Annotated in this window: 13 protein-coding genes; 8 read left to right on the top strand and 5 right to left on the bottom strand. The window is 50.7% G+C overall.

All coding sequences use genetic code 11. From position 1 onward, the window contains the following. Window positions 1–138: 138 nt before the first annotated feature. The 4 genes from NYE70_RS09330 (at window position 139) to holA (ending at window position 6,253) form a co-directional block, all read left to right on the top strand. Complete coding sequence (locus NYE70_RS09330) at window positions 139–2,868, top strand: ComEC/Rec2 family competence protein (protein ID WP_341045755.1); 2,730 nt, start codon at window positions 139–141, stop codon at window positions 2,866–2,868. A gap of 241 nt (window positions 2,869–3,109) precedes the next feature. After that, on the top strand, window positions 3,110–3,658 hold the full coding sequence (locus NYE70_RS09325) for an RNA polymerase sigma factor (RefSeq protein ID WP_211019892.1): 549 nt from the start codon (window positions 3,110–3,112) through the stop codon (window positions 3,656–3,658). Then, a complete protein-coding gene (locus NYE70_RS09320; protein WP_341045754.1) occupies window positions 3,655–4,869 on the top strand; it encodes a zf-HC2 domain-containing protein in 1,215 nt (404 codons plus the stop codon). Before NYE70_RS09325 ends, NYE70_RS09320 begins: the two co-directional genes overlap by 4 nt. 364 nt (window positions 4,870–5,233) lie before the next feature. Beyond that, window positions 5,234–6,253, top strand: coding sequence for a DNA polymerase III subunit delta (gene holA, locus NYE70_RS09315; protein WP_341047560.1), 1,020 nt, complete (start codon window positions 5,234–5,236; stop codon window positions 6,251–6,253). Window positions 6,254–7,020: 767 nt separating this feature from the next. On the opposite strand, the gene rpsT is transcribed toward holA, so the two are convergent. Continuing rightward, the gene (rpsT, locus tag NYE70_RS09310) at window positions 7,021–7,293 is read right to left on the bottom strand and encodes a 30S ribosomal protein S20 (RefSeq protein ID WP_211019889.1); all 273 of its coding nucleotides are present in this window, start codon (window positions 7,291–7,293) and stop codon (window positions 7,021–7,023) included. A 176-nt stretch (window positions 7,294–7,469) separates the two neighbouring features. On the opposite strand from rpsT, the gene gpr reads away from it, so the two are divergent. The 4 genes from gpr (at window position 7,470) to NYE70_RS09290 (ending at window position 11,718) form a co-directional block, all read left to right on the top strand. Beyond that, on the top strand, window positions 7,470–8,486 hold the full coding sequence (gpr, locus tag NYE70_RS09305; RefSeq protein ID WP_290407747.1) for a GPR endopeptidase: 1,017 nt from the start codon (window positions 7,470–7,472) through the stop codon (window positions 8,484–8,486). 164 nt (window positions 8,487–8,650) lie between these two features. Continuing rightward, entirely contained in the window at window positions 8,651–9,985 is a 1,335-nt protein-coding gene (locus NYE70_RS09300; RefSeq protein ID WP_213653793.1) for a stage II sporulation protein P, read from the top strand. A 26-nt stretch (window positions 9,986–10,011) separates the two neighbouring features. Continuing rightward, window positions 10,012–10,551 carry a hypothetical protein gene (locus NYE70_RS09295; RefSeq protein WP_213653794.1) on the top strand — a complete coding sequence of 180 codons (540 nt, stop codon included), beginning with the start codon at window positions 10,012–10,014 and terminating at the stop codon, window positions 10,549–10,551. A gap of 102 nt (window positions 10,552–10,653) precedes the next feature. After that, window positions 10,654–11,718, top strand: a complete 1,065-nt coding sequence (locus NYE70_RS09290; RefSeq protein ID WP_247681495.1) for a LacI family DNA-binding transcriptional regulator — start codon at window positions 10,654–10,656, stop codon at window positions 11,716–11,718. Window positions 11,719–11,808: 90 nt separating this feature from the next. Here the strand turns inward: NYE70_RS09290 and NYE70_RS09285 are convergent, their stop codons facing one another. The 4 genes from NYE70_RS09285 to NYE70_RS09270 all read right to left on the bottom strand — a co-directional run bounded on the left by NYE70_RS09285 (window position 11,809) and on the right by NYE70_RS09270 (window position 16,454). Then, on the bottom strand, window positions 11,809–12,981 hold the full coding sequence (locus NYE70_RS09285; RefSeq protein WP_341045751.1) for a glycoside hydrolase family 130 protein: 1,173 nt from the start codon (window positions 12,979–12,981) through the stop codon (window positions 11,809–11,811). A gap of 55 nt (window positions 12,982–13,036) precedes the next feature. Further along, a complete protein-coding gene (locus NYE70_RS09280) occupies window positions 13,037–14,230 on the bottom strand; it encodes an AGE family epimerase/isomerase (protein WP_341045749.1) in 1,194 nt (397 codons plus the stop codon). A 14-nt stretch (window positions 14,231–14,244) separates the two neighbouring features. Next, window positions 14,245–15,204: a glycoside hydrolase family 113 gene (locus NYE70_RS09275; RefSeq protein ID WP_341045747.1), complete on the bottom strand. Its 960-nt coding sequence runs from the start codon at window positions 15,202–15,204 to the stop codon at window positions 14,245–14,247. 209 nt (window positions 15,205–15,413) lie between these two features. Next, window positions 15,414–16,454, bottom strand: coding sequence for a LacI family DNA-binding transcriptional regulator (locus NYE70_RS09270; protein ID WP_341047558.1), 1,041 nt, complete (start codon window positions 16,452–16,454; stop codon window positions 15,414–15,416). Window positions 16,455–16,500 lie beyond the last annotated feature (46 nt).

Genomic DNA, 16,500 nt, shown 5'->3' with positions numbered 1-16,500 from the left:
ACAGTTTGGCGGTACAACTTTTCAGGATGAAGGAAGAACCTCATCTGCTAAGGCAGATGGGGTTCTTTTTGTATTTCAAGAGTTCTTTATTCTAGAGTTCTTTAAGGCTTCACCAATTAAGGAGTGGAGGGCTGTCCAATGGAACGCAGACCCTTGGTAGTCATAGCATGCTGCTGGATCGCCGGGAGCGGGCTGGCCTGTTTATACAACGGCAAAACCTTCTGGTTGTTATGGGGCGGCATCACATTAATCGCTCCTTTGTTTGCCGTTTTGAGGAAGCTCACTTGGAGCCGGCTGTTGATCCTTTGGATCGCATTTTCGCTGGGGGCCGCTTATTGGGCCTACAATGATGGCAGGAATGTGAGTGGTATCGAACCTAAGCTGCAGCAAATAAACAAAGTTCATCAGCCGGGCGAAATAGCGGGTTGGGATTCGACGAAAACAACGGGTTCTGGCGGGACACTTAATTCTGCTGAACTTGCTGAGCTGGTTGTGAATGTCGAAGGCACTATCATTTCAACGGTAAGTATAGATGGCGACCGTGCGGATTTTACGCTCAAACTGAGCGGATTTTCGTTAGGAGATGAGACTTCTGGCGCAGAGAGATCCAAAGAGGAACGGCGGATTAAATATGACAGCACGGAAAAGGTAGCCGTACAGGTCCGTTTGTCTTCCCAAGAAGTGCTTGCAGTAGCAGCTGCTTGGAAACGCGGGGCGAAGCTGTCTATGTCGGGAACGCTGGAGCGCCCAGGAACCGCAAGAAATTTCGGAGGCTTTGACTATCGGAATTATTTACGGAACCTGCGGATTCACTGGATTCTAAAAACAAAGGGAGCTTCCGGCATCACAATTGAACCACAAGCAGGCATTACTTACGCGACCCTGCTGGGTAAGGTCGACAGCTTGAGAGAGGGACTGGGGAACCGGGTCGGGACGCTTTTTCCGGGGTGGCAGGCAGGATATATGAAGGGATTGATTATCGGGCTGGCGGATGAATTGGAGCCGGAGAAATATGCCCAGTTCACCAATCTGGGACTGACTCATATTTTGGCGATTTCGGGAAGCCATGTTGCGATTAATGTAGGCCTGTTGTTCGGCCTGCTCCGCTTGTGCCGGGTGACGCGGGAGACCTCACTGTTGGTCGTCCTTGGTTTTGTCCCCGTCTATGTACTGCTGACGGGCTTCTCGCCTTCGGTCATCCGCTCGGGACTTATGACGATGCTAGGTCTTTATCTCCTGCGGAAGGGGCTCCTGAAGGACGGACTTAACGTCCTGTCGGCTGCCGCCCTGCTTATGCTGCTGTGGGAGCCTTATTACTTGCTTAATGTCAGCTTTCAGCTCTCATTTGCCGTTACGGCGGGCTTGATCCTGTTCGTGCCGTTGTTATCGCCTTATTTTCGCTGGCTCCCTCAGCGGATGCGGGGAGCGACAGCCATTACGGTGGCCGCCCAGCTCGTTTCGTTTCCCGTGACGATCTACTACTTTAATCAGTTTTCCCTGCTGTCGCTGGCGGCAAATATGGTGATTGTCCCTCTCGTCAGCCTGGTTGCGCTTCCGCTGGGGACTGCCGCACTGCTTCTCAGCGGAATCTGGATTCCGTTGGGGCAAGTTATCGCCTACCCGGTCCGCCTTATCAATTCCCTGAGCTTTCTTGGCACGGAGTGGCTGAATGACCGCAGCGGATTTATGACGTTTTGGAAGTCGCCTTCCCTCATTTGGATCGGGGCCTTTTACATACTTATATATGTTCTGTTGCGCCGGGGAGCGCGATCCTATCCTCAGCTTCCGAATGACTCAGCCTCCCATCCCTCCTTCAGGGGAACTTCCTTAGCCTCTTTCGAGGATACGGTTCCTCTGCCTCCGCATCAGGGCGGAAAGATAGGAGCGTTCTTACCTGCGTCTTCTCATGCGAAAAGGCCCTGGAAGGAAATAGGGGTATCCGCTGCTCTGCTGGCGGGGGTGGCGGTGTTGCTTATTCTCGGGTATCGACCGGAATATGCAAATGGCACCGGCCACGTTCAGTTCATCGACGTCGGTCAAGGCGACTGCGCCCTGATCACGACGCCAGGCGGAGCCCATATCTTGGTCGATGGAGGAGGAACCGTATCGTTTCGTAAACCGGGAGATGCCTGGCGTGATCGCAGGGAGCCTTTTGAAGTAGGGGCCAAAACAGTCGTTCCGCTGCTCAAAAAACGGGGCATCCACCGCCTGGATGCTATCGTGCTGACCCATGGCGATCAGGACCATATCGGCGGCCTGCAAGCGGTCGTGGAACAGTTCCCGGTGGAAGCGCTCATTTTTAACGGGAGTCTTGCAGAGTCCGCTACCATGAAGAAGCTGATGGAGGCGGCGGACGACAGAAACATTCCGGTTTATGCGGCATATGATGGCATGAAACTTCGGCCGGATACAATGACAACGATCGAGTTCTTGTCACCTTTGAATGAACCGGTATTAACCGGTATCCCGTATGTGAAGAATCAGAATCATCGGTCCCTTGTTTTTCTGCTTCAAATGGAAGGGGCCTCCTTTATGTTTACAGGAGATATGGATGTTTCGGCGGAACTCAACGTTCTGGACAATAAGGTCTCGGGAAGCAAAGGACGGTCGGCTCCCCATGCCGATGTTTTAAAAGTGGCGCATCACGGAAGCAAGACCTCAACGTCCGCGGAGTGGCTTGACTGGCTGAGGCCGAAGGTATCCGTCATTTCCGTAGGCCAGTATAATAGCTACGGGCATCCCAACCCGGGGGTGCTGGAGCGTCTTACGGAATCGGGAAGCGCCATATACCGGACGGATCAGATGGGCGAAATTCAAATGAGAGTTACTGACGGAATGATCTTTATTAGAACCAAACTAAGCCGATAAACCGGAGGTTTTTTTCATTGTGAGAAAGACGAATCTTCCATTTGCCTATAGGATGATGTCCAATCTATGGATGACGCGGATGACGCGTCCTCTTTTTTTTGGTATTCTTAGGTGAGATTGAAGACAGAGGTACTAGAACTTCAGACTTTTTTCCTATATTTTACTCAAAATAATAGTAACAACATTGCAACATATCGATGGACGATCACGTCTGTAAGGTTGCAAGGAAGGGGGAGCCTTTGTGGTGGAGCAAGGACTCATCAGAGCTGCTCAAACGGGCGATCGCGACGCTCTAATCACCCTATTGCGAGAAATTGAGACTCACGTGTACAGGACAGCTTATTACATTTTGAACAATGAGCAGGATGCGATGGATGCTGCCCAGGAAGCGTTGATTCGGATTTATACCAAAATCGATTCTTATGAAGAAAAGGCCCAATTTAAAACATGGGTGCAGCGGATTGTCACCAACATCTGTATCGACAAATTCCGGAGAAACAAACCTACGGTTTCGATTGAAGAACATGAACTGGTTTTCCAGGGAAAAGAGAGCGTCGAAAGGGAGGTTATGTCCGGTTATTTGGCACAGGACATCCGCGAAGCGATCGACCAGTTGCCTGAGCATCATCGCATGGTCGTCGTTCTGAGGTATTTGCAAGATTTTTCTTACAGCGAAATTGCTGACAGCCTGAATTTGCCGCTGAATACGGTGAAATCATATCTATTCAGGGCCAGGCAGCAGCTTCAACACTTACTCCAAGATTATCAGAAAGGTGGTGTATCAGGATGAAATGCCCGGAGGCGGTGGAATGGATGCATCGGTATATCGACCACGATCTGAACGAGGAAGAAAGTTCAGTTCTGTTTGAACATATGCGAAATTGTCCCGATTGCTCGGAAAAGTTTGCCCTGCTGAACGAAATTTCGGCAAAACTCGAAGAGCTTCCGAAAGTGACGCCTCGCTTTAGTCTGGTAGATTCGATTCTTCCTCAATTGGATGAGATCGATCGGGTTCGGCAGGAAGGCAGTGCGGCTGAAGATGTTCCAGGTACGATGGTAGCCGCCAAGACTACGTCCGAAATGAGCCGCAGCTCTCGCCCGGAACGGGCGCCTCGGCGCAGCAGAGCCTACCTTACAGGCGCTTTCGGATTAGCTGCGGCCATGATTCTAGGCGTGTTCATTTATCAATACGAGCCTCGCACGGTTCCTAATGCGGAAATAGCACCGCAGGTTGCTTACGACACAAGCTCATCTGCGGTTGAAGATTCTTCTTCGTCCGATAATGCGGCGCCGGAAACGGAAAAAAGCGCGAAGCTTTTCTCGGACCAGGCGGATAGCGGTGCTGCCGGTTCCACTCCGCAAGAAGACCCGAATACGCCCGAAGCCAGTGAGGGTTTAAGGTCGTCGCCTGATAACGCAGACGGTAGTTCCGACCGGGAGACGCAGCAAACGACCGCCCCGAACGAGGCTGGGAATGCGGCTGACTCCAGTAAAGGTAGTCCCCCGGCGAGCGGTGGGGGAGATAAGACTCCGGCTTCGACGAAAGCTGACGGGCCGAGCAATACCACAACGCCGACGGAGAACGTACCTGCAGCTCAGCAGGATGGAGCACCGGCCACAGGGGATGAAAAAGCCAGCTTAAAAGCAATTCCCGAGAAGACGCCTGTCGAGGAATTTGCGGATACCGGCCTGATGGGGATTGCCAATTTTATAGAGTCTAATCAATGGTCTTCTCCGGACGGATTGTATACGGCTGAATTGAGCGACCAACATGTAATGGTGTACCGGAATGACTCCGGGGAGCGTAAGCTTCTGGTGAAGCAACTTGTGGAGGGTAACTGGGTTAAAGGAGAATGGTCCGAAGACGGCAAAACATTCACCTATGAGACAGAAAAGGACGGAGTTTCGGCGGCGCATATTGTGCATCCGGAACAAACGGAAGGCGACACAAGTACCGGCAACGGTAACGGCACTGGCAATTCAACGGCGAATCAGCCATGATGGACCGGAAACCAAACGGTTCTGCCTATTTTAACCGAAATTAAGAATAGGCTGCAGGTACTGTCACCTTTTCGGGAGATATGGAATAGGTTATATAGATAAATAGAGACAGGATTGACCCTGATCGTCGTATGACCGCCGGCGGGAAAGTTTCTAGAGCTTTTCAGCCCGCGTTTATATAGATGCTCCGGGACAGAGGGACCTTTCGCCGCGCGCAGAGGTCCCTTTGTTTCCGTTTACGGGTCCTTTGCTTGATATTCCAAGTACTGTACCTTGGACTATTTGGATGATTCACAGTATCATGATATTAGAGAGATTGTTCAAGAACACGCTTGAAATCGTTGAAGAGGAAGGGAGATGCCGCATGGACGTGAAAACGGCGGTAAAGCAAATCAAACAAGGGCAGGTCTCCCCATTATATTTATGTTATGGTACGGAGAAATACCAGATTCAGGAGTTTGCCGGCATGCTGCAAGACCAGGTGGTGGACCGGGATCAACGGGATTTTGCCATGGCGTCGTTTGATCTGGCCGAGACCCCAGTGGAAGCTGTCGTCGAGGAAGCCGAGACGCTTCCTTTTCTGGTGGAGCGCAAGCTGATCGTCGTCCGGGACTCCGCGGTGTTTACCGCCGGGAAAGAGGGCGGGAAAATAGAACATAAGGTGGAAGCCTTGCTGGCTTACATAGATAATCCCGCCGAGCATAGCGTCATCGTGTTTGTTGTAAACGGTGAGAAGCTGGACGAGCGTAAGAAAATCGTAAAGGCTATGAAGGCTGCCGGCACGGTGCTGTCTTTCATGCCGCTTGGCGGCAGCGAACTGACGCAGTGGGTTGTGCGCGAAGTAGAGAAGCGCGGCCGCCGGATCGGCCGCGAAGCGGCTGAGGCCTTGGTTGCGGCCTGCGGGGTGCAGATGGCGGCATTGGCCGTCGAGGTAGACAAGCTTTGCCTGTATGCCGGCGAGGGCGGCATGATCGATATCGCGGTCATTAACCAATTGGTGGCTCGTACTACAGAGCAAAATGTGTTCGCGATGGTGGAGCATATTGCTGCACTCAAACTGGAGCAGGCCTTGGATATTTTTTATGAGCTGCTCAAACAACGCGAGGAGCCGATCAAAATTGCAGCGCTGATCGCAAGGCAGTTCCGGATCATGCTGCAGGTTAAAGATTTGGCACGTCAAAGCTATTCCCAGCAGCAAATTGCCTCCCAATTGGGATTGCATCCGTACGCGGTTAAGATTGCCGGGGAACAGGCCCGGAAATTCGAACAGGCAAAGCTGAAGCGTATTCTTTCCGATCTCGCCCAACTGGACTACCAGATGAAGAGCGGCGGCATCGACAAAGTGTTAGGACTGGAGATATTCCTGCTGAAGCTGGGGGCATAGGACCGGACCGGTCAGAGGACCAGCAGGACTGGGCTGATGAGGACCAAAACTGTTTAAAACGATTGAAGCTGCGATTTAACTGGAAAACCTACAGTTATTTCGTGGCTTTTTACTATTTCGGTGGAATTAACTGGAAAACATACAGCTAATTTCACCGAAATAGCCTGTGAAGTGCAAAACCTGTACAATTAACTGTAGGAAATACAGCTAAATTACAAAACTAACTTAAATGCAGAAATTTAACTGTACATAATACAGTTATTTTTGGGGGGGCTATTGAGAACCGAATTACTAGAGTGCATCATACCGAGTCAACGTAACTAATGAAGTAACTAAATAGCAACTAATTAGCTCACCAAACTCACCAAACTCACCAAACTCACCAAACTCACCAAACTCACCGAACTCACCAAACTCACCAAACTCACCAAACTCACCACCAGCAACGTCGTACTCAGCGACCTTTAAAACACGCGAAGCTTATAATCCCTAAGCAGCCGCCGCGAGTGGGGAACTTAAGCTCTATTGACCAATGCTGGGCATCATCGCATCATTGATTTGCTACACCAAGGTTCGATAGCTCCAGTCACTCCCTCCGCTCCCTCCGTTCCTCCGTTCCCTATGTCAGCCGCTCCTTCCATCCACTCCGCCAGCCGATCATGCGCAATTATAATCCGATGCTGAACGTGTGTTTTGCAAATAACATCAAAAAGACCTGAACGAAATCGTTCAGGTCTCTTTGAGCTTAAGTTTATAAATAGCGACGCTTACGCTTGGGACGTAAGGGCGTTCAATTTTTTAGCCAAGCGGGATTTCTTACGGGCTGCTGCATTCTTGTGGATCAAACCTTTAGTAACAGCTTTGTCCAACTTTTTGGTAGCAGCGGCGAAAGCGGCTTTAGCTACTTCCACTTCGTTGTTCGCAAGAGCGGTGTCGGCAGATTTAACAACCGTACGCAAAGCGGACTTTTGCGAAGCGTTCAGAGCGCGGCGCTTGTCGTTTGTTTTTACACGTTTGATAGCGGATTTAATGTTTGGCATTGCATTCACCTCCTGTAAAGCATATATCATCCCAGATGATTCACAACTTAAAATATTTTATCATGACCCCCGCCAAAATGCAATGAGTTCCTCGAAACTAAGATCAGTGGGAGTGCATAATAGTTTCGCCTCTCCCGCAAACTAAAGGCAACCGAGGAAAAGGAGGTCATTATGACATGAATTTGGATTTGCGGGACTATTCCGTCCGGACCGACCTGGCCGTAGAATCGAAAGAGATGGCGGAGACCGCTTACGGCGGGCCGGTACCCGGGTTGAACGAACAGATTGACGAGAACGAAGGCATCAAGGTTACCCGTCTGGATGTAACGAATGAAGCGGCGTCCAGACAGATCGGCAAAATGGTCGGACACTACATCACCATCGAGGTTCCCGGATTGCGTACCCAGGACAGCGATCTTCAGGAAAAGGTAGCGGCTACTTTTGCTAAAGAGTTCAGCGTGTTCCTTCCCAAAATCGGCATCAGCGAAGGGGCAAAAGTGTTGATCGTCGGTCTCGGCAACTGGAATGTGACCCCGGACGCGCTCGGTCCTCTCGTAGTCGAGAATGTGCTGGTGACCCGCCATTTCTTCGAATTGACTCCGGATCAGGTATCCCCGGGATACCGGGACGTCAGCGCGATCGCGCCGGGAGTGCTCGGGATTACGGGCATCGAGTCGAGCGAAGTCGTCCAGGGGATTGTAGACCGGACCAAACCCGACCTCATTATAGCGATTGATGCCTTGGCGGCAAGAAACCTGGAGCGGGTGAATACGACGATTCAGATTGCCGATATCGGCATCCATCCGGGTTCGGGGATCGGAAACAAACGCCGCGGGCTGACCAAAGAAATTTTGGGCGTTCCGTGCATTGCGATTGGTGTGCCGACGGTCTGCTACGCTTCCACGATTGTGAACAATGTTTTCGATTTGATGAAGACTCATTTCGATCAGGAGAGCGGCGCCGGACAGCAACCGCAAACGAAGCAGATTCTCGGGCTGCTCACCGAGCTTACCGAAGGCGAACGCCTAGGGCTCGTCAAAGAGGTTCTTCAACCGCTCGGCCATGATTTGATCGTAACCCCCAAGGAGATCGATGAATTTATCGAAGACATTGCGAATGTCATCGCGAGCGGGCTGAATTTGGCGCTGCATGATGCCGTCAACCCCGATAACGTCGCTACCTATACTCATTAACATCTCATTAACAAAATGGGTCTCCTCCCTCCCAGGAAGTTCGCAATCTAGCGGACTTCTTTTTTTTGTGAGAATTCGATGTTCTAAACTTTCCACTAGGTTCATAGATTTGGAGTAAAGAGATTCAAGCCTAAGGTTTAGCGGCTGGAGGAGGACATGACGAAATGAAATTCAGAGCGTGGAACATCGGAAAAATAAAGCGGAACTTTATGAACGTGCTGGCGATGGGACAAACTTTTCTGCTGATGTCGGTATTGTCGGTCGTATTTTTTATTCTGCTCGGCACTTTAGGGATTGCCGAGAAAAACTTGAACACCTCTCCCGTTTCTTCCATGAAAGGGTTGGCTGCTTCCCTGTCGAGCCGGTTTTTTATCGAAATGGTCGGCATGGAACTGCCGCATTCGGTCAGTGAGAAACAAACGCCCGCCTTTTCAGGCAAACAGATGTCCCAGTTCGTATTTCAATTGCTGACTGACGTGAATCCGGCCGATCCGAAGAGCCTGGTCGCCCGCGAAGTACCGGGCCTCGGCGCGGACAGTCCCATTCTGCTGCGGACCGGTTCGGGCAATACGACGGTGCAAGCGCCGGAGGATTACCGTCCGGGGACTGGAGCCGCAGGCTCAGCACCCGATCATCCAGAACCGGATGCGGGGAACCAGCCGCCGGATGAGGATCCTGCGGGACAGATTCCACCCGATAAGGGCACGACAGACCCCAAAGCCGGAGGACAAGATCAGACGGAGGAGGATCCTGCTATTAAGCCGGGAAACAAAAATATAGTCATGATCTATCATTCCCATCCGCAGGAATCATATAATCCGCTCCTCGGGACGACCGGAGATAATCCGAGTTCCCCGGAGGAGAAGAAGAACGTTGGCCTCGTCGGCGAATTCCTTGCTAATGCCCTGGAACATAAAGGGGTAGCGACGCTGCACTCTTTTCAGAATTATGCATCTACCGTAAGTAATTACAATTACAATTATTCATATAAATATTCTAGAGAGACCGTAAAGACTGCCATGGCTCAGAACGGGCAGCTGCAATATTTTATCGATATTCACAGAGATTCGCAGCGTCACGAGAAGACTACAACGGAGATTGGCGGAGAGACTTACGCCCAAGTCTACTTTATTATCGGTCACGCGAATGAAAACTGGCGGAAAAATGAAGCCTTCGCAAGTTCGATTCATGAACGGCTGGAGAAGTCCCATCCGGGCATTTCCCGCGGCATATGGGGCAAAACCAGCTCCCAGGGTAATGGGGAATACAATCAGTCCTTATCCCCGCAAAGTATCTTAATTGAAATCGGCGGAATCGATAATACGGAGGAAGAGCTCCAGCGGACCTCCAAGGTGCTGGCCGGCATCATAGCGGATCTTTATTGGGAAAGCCAGGATGCGGAGAAGGCGGGTTCTTTGACCAAGAGCGGCTCGCAGGAACAGGTAAAGGAAAAGGCGGCGGCGAAGACGGCCGCCGGTTCCAACCATAAAAACTCGTAACCATTTCAGGGGGAGGAGCGGACTTCATGGCGAAAACGTTGAGGAAGGGCATGCTGTACGGGATTCTGCTCGTGGCCGGCGTCACTTTGGGGATGCAGCTCTCGGATTCGGGGGCGGGTCAATCCGGTCTCGCGCAAAACGGAGCATGGCCAACCAATGCCTGGTCCAATGGATCTCCATATAACGGTGTCCAGGTCGGCTCGGCCGGGGCTTACAATGGAACACCGGCCGGACAGGCGGGGAATCAGAACATGGCTCCCGGGTATGCCAACGGTAATGCCAACGCCGGAGGGTATGGAACGGGGTACAATAACGGATATAGCAATGATTATAATAACGGCTATAACTACGGTAACCCAAATAACGGGCAATACGCCGCCGACGGCAGGCAATACGTTGATGGGGCTAACGGCGGAGCGGCCCTGACGCCTGGTGATTTACTGCTTCCTCAACCGGCTCCTCCCGCGGTAGACCGCTTTGCGGACAAGACCGCAAACCTGCTTCAACAGGTATCCCGCAAGGGGATTCACTGGTTTGCTTCCTGGTTCGGGCCTTCTACGGAATAATTTTACGAACCGTCCAAATTCCAATGTATCACCGCAGCTGACTTTGTTATAATGGAATGAGCACATTGAACAAACAGTTATTGTTTGCGGGGGTATTGTCAGTTGAAGAAAATTACGATGCAGCAAATCGCCGACCACCTGGGAGTGTCCAAGTTTGTCGTGTCCAAGGCGCTATCAGGCAAGGGCGGGGTGAATGAGACCACGAAGAACCGGGTAATCCAAGCGGCCTCACAACTAGGTTATTTTGCTCAAAAAAATGCTTATATGAAAAACCAACCCATTTCTCAGCAGTCTACTTCCTTTACAGGGAAGCAATCGGTCATCGTATTGATGCCGAATATCCGTTTTCAGACGAAGGATTCGCTGTATTGGGGCAAAATACTGGAGGGGATTTCGGAGGAGTTGGAGGCCCGCAGCCTTGGCATGGTCATCGTCTCGGAATCCCGGGTAGACCATTTTATCCATGTGTTGAATCCGGATGGAATTCTGGGAATGATCGGAGTAGGGCAAATCGATTCTTCGCTTTTGCTTGAAGTGCACCGGCTCGGGATTCCCATGGTCCTGGTGGATCATGAGGACGCCCTTATTCCGACGGACACGGTATTCGCAAACAACGGGGACAGCATTTTCCGTTTGTGCAATCATTTGATGGGCCTCGGACATACTCGGCTTCACTTTTTAGGAAACATTCAATTTTCACGCAGCTTCCGCGACCGTTGGTCCGGATTTCGGGAAGCGCTGGAAGAGAATGATTTGGAGACGCCAGAGATCAGTGATCCGATGCTGCGGCTTCGCGGTGTGGATACAGGTGAATTTGTGCCTGATTTCGAAGAGTGGATTATGGCCCGGCAGAAATCACGCCAGTTACCGACCGCCTTGGTATGCGCCAATGATTCAATTGCGATTCGTGTGGGACAAGCTCTGAAAAAGGTCGGAATCGACGTGCCTGGCCAGATCACGATCACGGGCTTCGATAATATCGATGACGCTTACCGCAACGAACCGCCGATCACAACGGTACATGTGCCTAAAGAAGCGATGGGGCGCAGGGCTGTCCGTAAGCTGATCGAACGAATCGAGCATCCGGAACAAGTATACGAGAAGGTGCTGGTAGCCGCTGAGCTGGTTCACCGTGATTCCAGTGCGGCTCCTTCGGTGGAGCAATAAGAGGGAGAATAACCTGTAGATTCGAAACAAGCAATAAGGGCCGGTCCCGCAGATAACTGCGTGGATCGGCCCTTGTTTTATTAATAATGTTTACTTCAGGGACAAATTACGTTCAACCAGCCCGATGCGTTGTTCCACGCAAGCGAAGGAACGCATAGCATCTTCCGGTGTGTTCACCACGTAGTCCAACAGGCGGTCTACAGTTGTGGCAGCCACATGAATACGCGTATCGGAAGAAGCGTAATAAATATACACTTCGCCGTTATCAGTAGCGATGACGCCGTTGCAGAAGACTACGTTCGATACGTCTCCGACACGTTCTTCGCCTTCAGGAGCGATGAGGTGTCCGCCCGGACGATGCGTAACTTCGTAAGGCTTCTCAAGATCGGAGAGGAAGGCGTACAAGACATATCTGAGCCCGGCCGCAGTGTTGCGAACCCCGTGGGCGATATGCAGCCAGCCGCGTTCGGTTTTGATCGGTGCCGGGCCTTGACCGTTCTTGACTTCCTTGATCGTATGGTAGAAGCGCTCATCAATGATGATTTCCTTCTCGATCACGGCGTTTTCGATCGTATCGGACAGACCCCAGCCGATGCCGCCGCCGGAACCCGTATCGATGAATCCGTCCTGCGGACGGGTGTAGAAGGCGTATTTGCCATCCACAAACTCAGGATGAAGCACGACGTTACGCTGCTGTGGGGAAGCAGTTTTCAGGTCGGCCAGGCGCTCCCAGGTGATCAGATCTTTAGTCCGGGCGATGCCGCATTGGGCAACTGCGCTGGAGAGGTCGCCGCGAGGGGCGTCCGGATCTTTGCGCTCCGTGCAGAACAAGCCATAGATCCAGCCGTCTTCATGCTGAACCAGCCGCATATCATAAACGTTCGTATCAGGTATGTCCGTTTCAGGCAACACGACGGGTTTGTCCCAGAAGCGGAAGCCGTCTACGCCGTTGTCGCTCTCGGCGATCGCAAAAAACGATTTGCGGTCTACGCCTTCCACACGCGCGACAAGATAAAACTTTCCGTTTAATTGAATGGCTCCCGGATTAAATACGCCGTTGACTCCGATGCGCTCCATGAAATATGGATTGGTTTCCGGATTGAAGTCGTATTTCCAGATCAGCGGAGCATGTTCTGCTGTCAGAATAGGGTGCTTGTAACGGTCATAAATGCCATTGCCGCCCGAAACGACTTCATTGCGGCGGGTGATCAAGGATTCGTAACGTTCGGTCAACAGGTTCTTTCTTTCTTCAAATAAGCTCATGTTTTGCCTCCTAAGGATAATGAATTAATTGGTTTTGTACTGACTTGCTGAATTCTTATTGACGGTCAAGTCTTTCAAGCATCTCCAGGCAAGCCCGGCCGTTATGATAAGGACATTTCCAAGGGCTGACTTTCGGCTCGTTCGGCAATGGGGTGCCGGATTGGTCAACGCCCCAGTACCATTCGCCGCCGTTGCGATCGACGATATAGTTTTGAATGAACTTCCAGGAATTTACGGCTGCTTCCTCAAACTTTTCGTCACGCGTCATTTGATAGGCATTATAGAATCCGACCATGGCTTCCGCTTGCGGCCACCAGTCTTTGTTCGTGTCGGTTAGGCCGCTTGGATCGGCCTCATTCCATATGCCGCCGTCTTTATCGATACCTTCGGCATGCACGGCTTCAGCCATTGCAATGGCTGTCTGAATAACGCGCTTAAGCACACCCGGATCGTCAAGCACTTCGGCGGCTTCCACGAGTAACCAGCTGCCTTCAATATCGTGGCCGTAGGAAATATGATGGCTTTTTACATCCCATGCCTCATCAAAGAACAGCAGGAAATGAGAGCTTTCGGAATCGATAATATGGTCCAAAGTCACTTCGATGAGCTCGTTCAAGCTATGTTTGAGCTCAGGCGACTTCCATACCCGGTATAAATTAGTGTAGGCTTCCAGCACATGAAGGTGAGTGTTCATGGATTTTTTCTCATTCAAATCCTTGTCGCTCAGGCTGAGGTTGCCGGTCTGCTCCCAGGTCCGGGACAACGCTTCAACATAGCCTTTATGGATCGGATCATAGCTGTATTTCTCCAGCAGATGATAAAGCTCGATCGCAAGATCCAATGCTTCCTGATTTCCGGCTGCACGATAATATTCCGCTAAGGCGTAAATCATGAAGGCCTGGCCGTACACCTGTTTTTTATCCTGAGATGGGCGTCCCAGATAGTCCACCATCCAGAACAAACCGCCATGCTCCCGGTCCAGGAAATGATTCAGCAAATAATCGTAGGCGCGTTCCGCCATCTCCAGATATTTCGGAGAAGGATGCAACCGGTGAGCGGAGGCGAATGTCCATAGAATACGGGAGTTCAGTACGAGCCCTTTATCCGCTTTGCTGTCCACCTGAAGCTGCTGATCGATTTCTCCAATAAAGCCGCCATGCTCGGAATCGATGCTGTTGTCGATCCAGAACTTCAGAATGTTATCGTTTAATTCGTGCTGCAGCTCTTCTTTCCACTGTTGTTTGTTCACGCAGGAACAACCTCCTATTTAGTTTTCATGCCGTTTCTGGCTGCGTAGGCCTCGAATATTACCGCCTCGGCTTCTTTTCCGTAAACGCAGTAACCGTCATCATCGGCCGCCTCGCTCTTCTCATACAGTTTTGCCGGCCAATCCCAGAGCATAAAGCCGCGTACCCAGTCGCGTTCACCGCTCTTCTGAAACATCGTGCGGTAAAAATCCGCTTGTTCGGCGTGATTGGTCGCCCCTTGAAGGGTCCAGTCATTCGGGATTGCGGATGATCCGGTGCGGCTCGGACAGCCTGCTTCCATAAAGAAAAACGGCTTGTCGTATTTCCGTACAACGCTTTCAATCCGATCCAGCTGCCGGTCCCAGTCATCGATCGGATAATAACCGCTGGAGCTGATCAGATCGAGATCATCCCACCAGCCGACGTTATCCTCCTGATATTTGTCGCAGTTATAGGTAACAAGACCGCTGTATACCTTTCTTACTTCCGAGATGAGGTGGCGCCATTCGGCCTCGCGCCGGTCGGTTTGCACCATTTCACAACCGATGCAGAACATCTCGCAACCGGTCTCTTCGGCGATTTGCGCAAAATGGAGAATATAATCGCGGTAGGAGGCGAACCAATCGGACCATTTCGGTTCGCAAGGCACGTCTTTATCAAAGAAGTTGATATGCGCCCGCCAAGTGCCGTCGGCACAATTGACGATGGGCTTCAGGCAAACCTTAAGCCCAAGGGATTTGGCCTTTTGAATGGCCCATTTAACTTCATCATCGGTTACGGTAGGCTCATTCCAATATGGAATCTCTGTAGAAAACGCCGTAGCCTGGAGCGCGGAGAAAGCAATGGCTGTCCAGTTGACACCGGTTGTCTTTGCCATCGTCTCCATGGATGCGGAAGCCTCGTCGTTAGCCCAACTGCCCCGGACGCCCATGAAACCCCAAGTCATACCAGCTACATATTCATCTAGCTGCTTCATTTCAACACCTCGCTTAGCTGTGATCATGATGTTTGTTATTGTTTGTTATAATTTTATATAACAAATTAGCTACCTTATGTTAAATATAAGTCTAACACCCGATGATTTCAACACTTTAATTTTTGAGTGATTGGATCTTACGAACCCGAACATAACAAAAACCGCCGATATAACCGGCGGTTTTTGCGATAGGTCTATGATTTGGAATTTTATTTGTGTTTGTTATTTATTTTTACTTGGTCAGCTTCTAACGTACGAACGGAATCCCGATAAATAATTTTGCCTTGTACGAGAACCCGGCCGTTCCGGCGGTTCGGGTTGGACACTTTGTCCATAATCGATTTGACGGCCGTCCGCGCCATCTGCTCGATATCCACTTCCACCGTAGTGAGCGGAGGGGAGGTAAGCGTAGCATAGAGATCATTATCGAAGCCGACTACGGAGCAATCTTCAGGCACCTTATATCCCGAAGCGTTTAAAAACTCACATAAGTTGTATGCTACCTGGTCGCAGTTGCAGACGAAGGCGGTCGGCATTTTCTCCGGAAGTTCGATATCGATATAATAGCCGCGCTCGTCGCGATCATTTAGCAACAGCCGGTCTTCAAAAGCTAAACCATGCTCAAGCAAAGATTTGTAGTAACCGAGAAAACGGTCCTGGATACTGCTTGTAGAGTATATGTTGCCTACATAAGCAATATCTCGGTGTCCGCTCTGGATCAAATAGTTGGTCAATTCATAGGCTCCATAAAAATTGTCCGTGACGATCGAATCGATCGCCGCATGCTCGTCATAGAAATCCAGAAACAGTTTAGGCAGGTCCATATTTTGAACGGTTTCGATATATTTCTTGCTGATTTGGCCCAAAATAATAATCCCGTCGACCTTATTTTCACTGTAAACCCGCGGAAAGTTCAACTGCTCCTCATCTTCACTGCTCAATATATTCAGGATGCCAAAGTAGCCGTAATGATCCAGATGAATAGCAATTTCCTGATAAACCCGGAGGTAAAAAGAATCGTTCATGCCCGTAAAACGTTGCGGAATCATGACCCCTATATTATAGGAAAGTCCATCCTTAATGGATTTGGCCGCGGAATTAAAACGGTAACCCATTTCACCGGCGACTTTTTTGATCGTAATCTTCAGGCTGTCGCTGACTCCTTCTTTATCGTTTAGCGCTTTTGATACCGTTACGCTACTTACCCCTAATTTATTGGCGATATCTTTCATCGTAATATTACTTTTCATTAACTTCATTCACCGTCCTGTTAAACTTTATCCGGAATCAGCTTAA

It is taken from the genome of Paenibacillus sp. FSL R5-0407, assembly GCF_038009185.1.
Lineage (GTDB): Bacteria > Bacillota > Bacilli > Paenibacillales > Paenibacillaceae > Fontibacillus > Fontibacillus vini.
Note: the sequence above shows the minus strand (reverse complement) of the source record. Positions and strands in the feature narration are given on the sequence as shown.

Coding starts and splice junctions, on each gene's coding strand:
- NYE70_RS09270 (WP_341047558.1), bottom strand. CDS start 16,454: ATGAAAAGTAATATTACGATGAAAGATATCGCCAATAAATTAGGGGTA.
- holA (WP_341047560.1), top strand. CDS start 5,234: ATGGACGTGAAAACGGCGGTAAAGCAAATCAAACAAGGGCAGGTCTCC.
- NYE70_RS09300 (WP_213653793.1), top strand. CDS start 8,651: ATGAAATTCAGAGCGTGGAACATCGGAAAAATAAAGCGGAACTTTATG.
- rpsT (WP_211019889.1), bottom strand. CDS start 7,293: ATGCCAAACATTAAATCCGCTATCAAACGTGTAAAAACAAACGACAAG.
- NYE70_RS09330 (WP_341045755.1), top strand. CDS start 139: ATGGAACGCAGACCCTTGGTAGTCATAGCATGCTGCTGGATCGCCGGG.
- NYE70_RS09275 (WP_341045747.1), bottom strand. CDS start 15,204: ATGAAGCAGCTAGATGAATATGTAGCTGGTATGACTTGGGGTTTCATG.
- NYE70_RS09320 (WP_341045754.1), top strand. CDS start 3,655: ATGAAATGCCCGGAGGCGGTGGAATGGATGCATCGGTATATCGACCAC.
- NYE70_RS09285 (WP_341045751.1), bottom strand. CDS start 12,981: ATGAGCTTATTTGAAGAAAGAAAGAACCTGTTGACCGAACGTTACGAA.
- gpr (WP_290407747.1), top strand. CDS start 7,470: ATGAATTTGGATTTGCGGGACTATTCCGTCCGGACCGACCTGGCCGTA.
- NYE70_RS09295 (WP_213653794.1), top strand. CDS start 10,012: ATGGCGAAAACGTTGAGGAAGGGCATGCTGTACGGGATTCTGCTCGTG.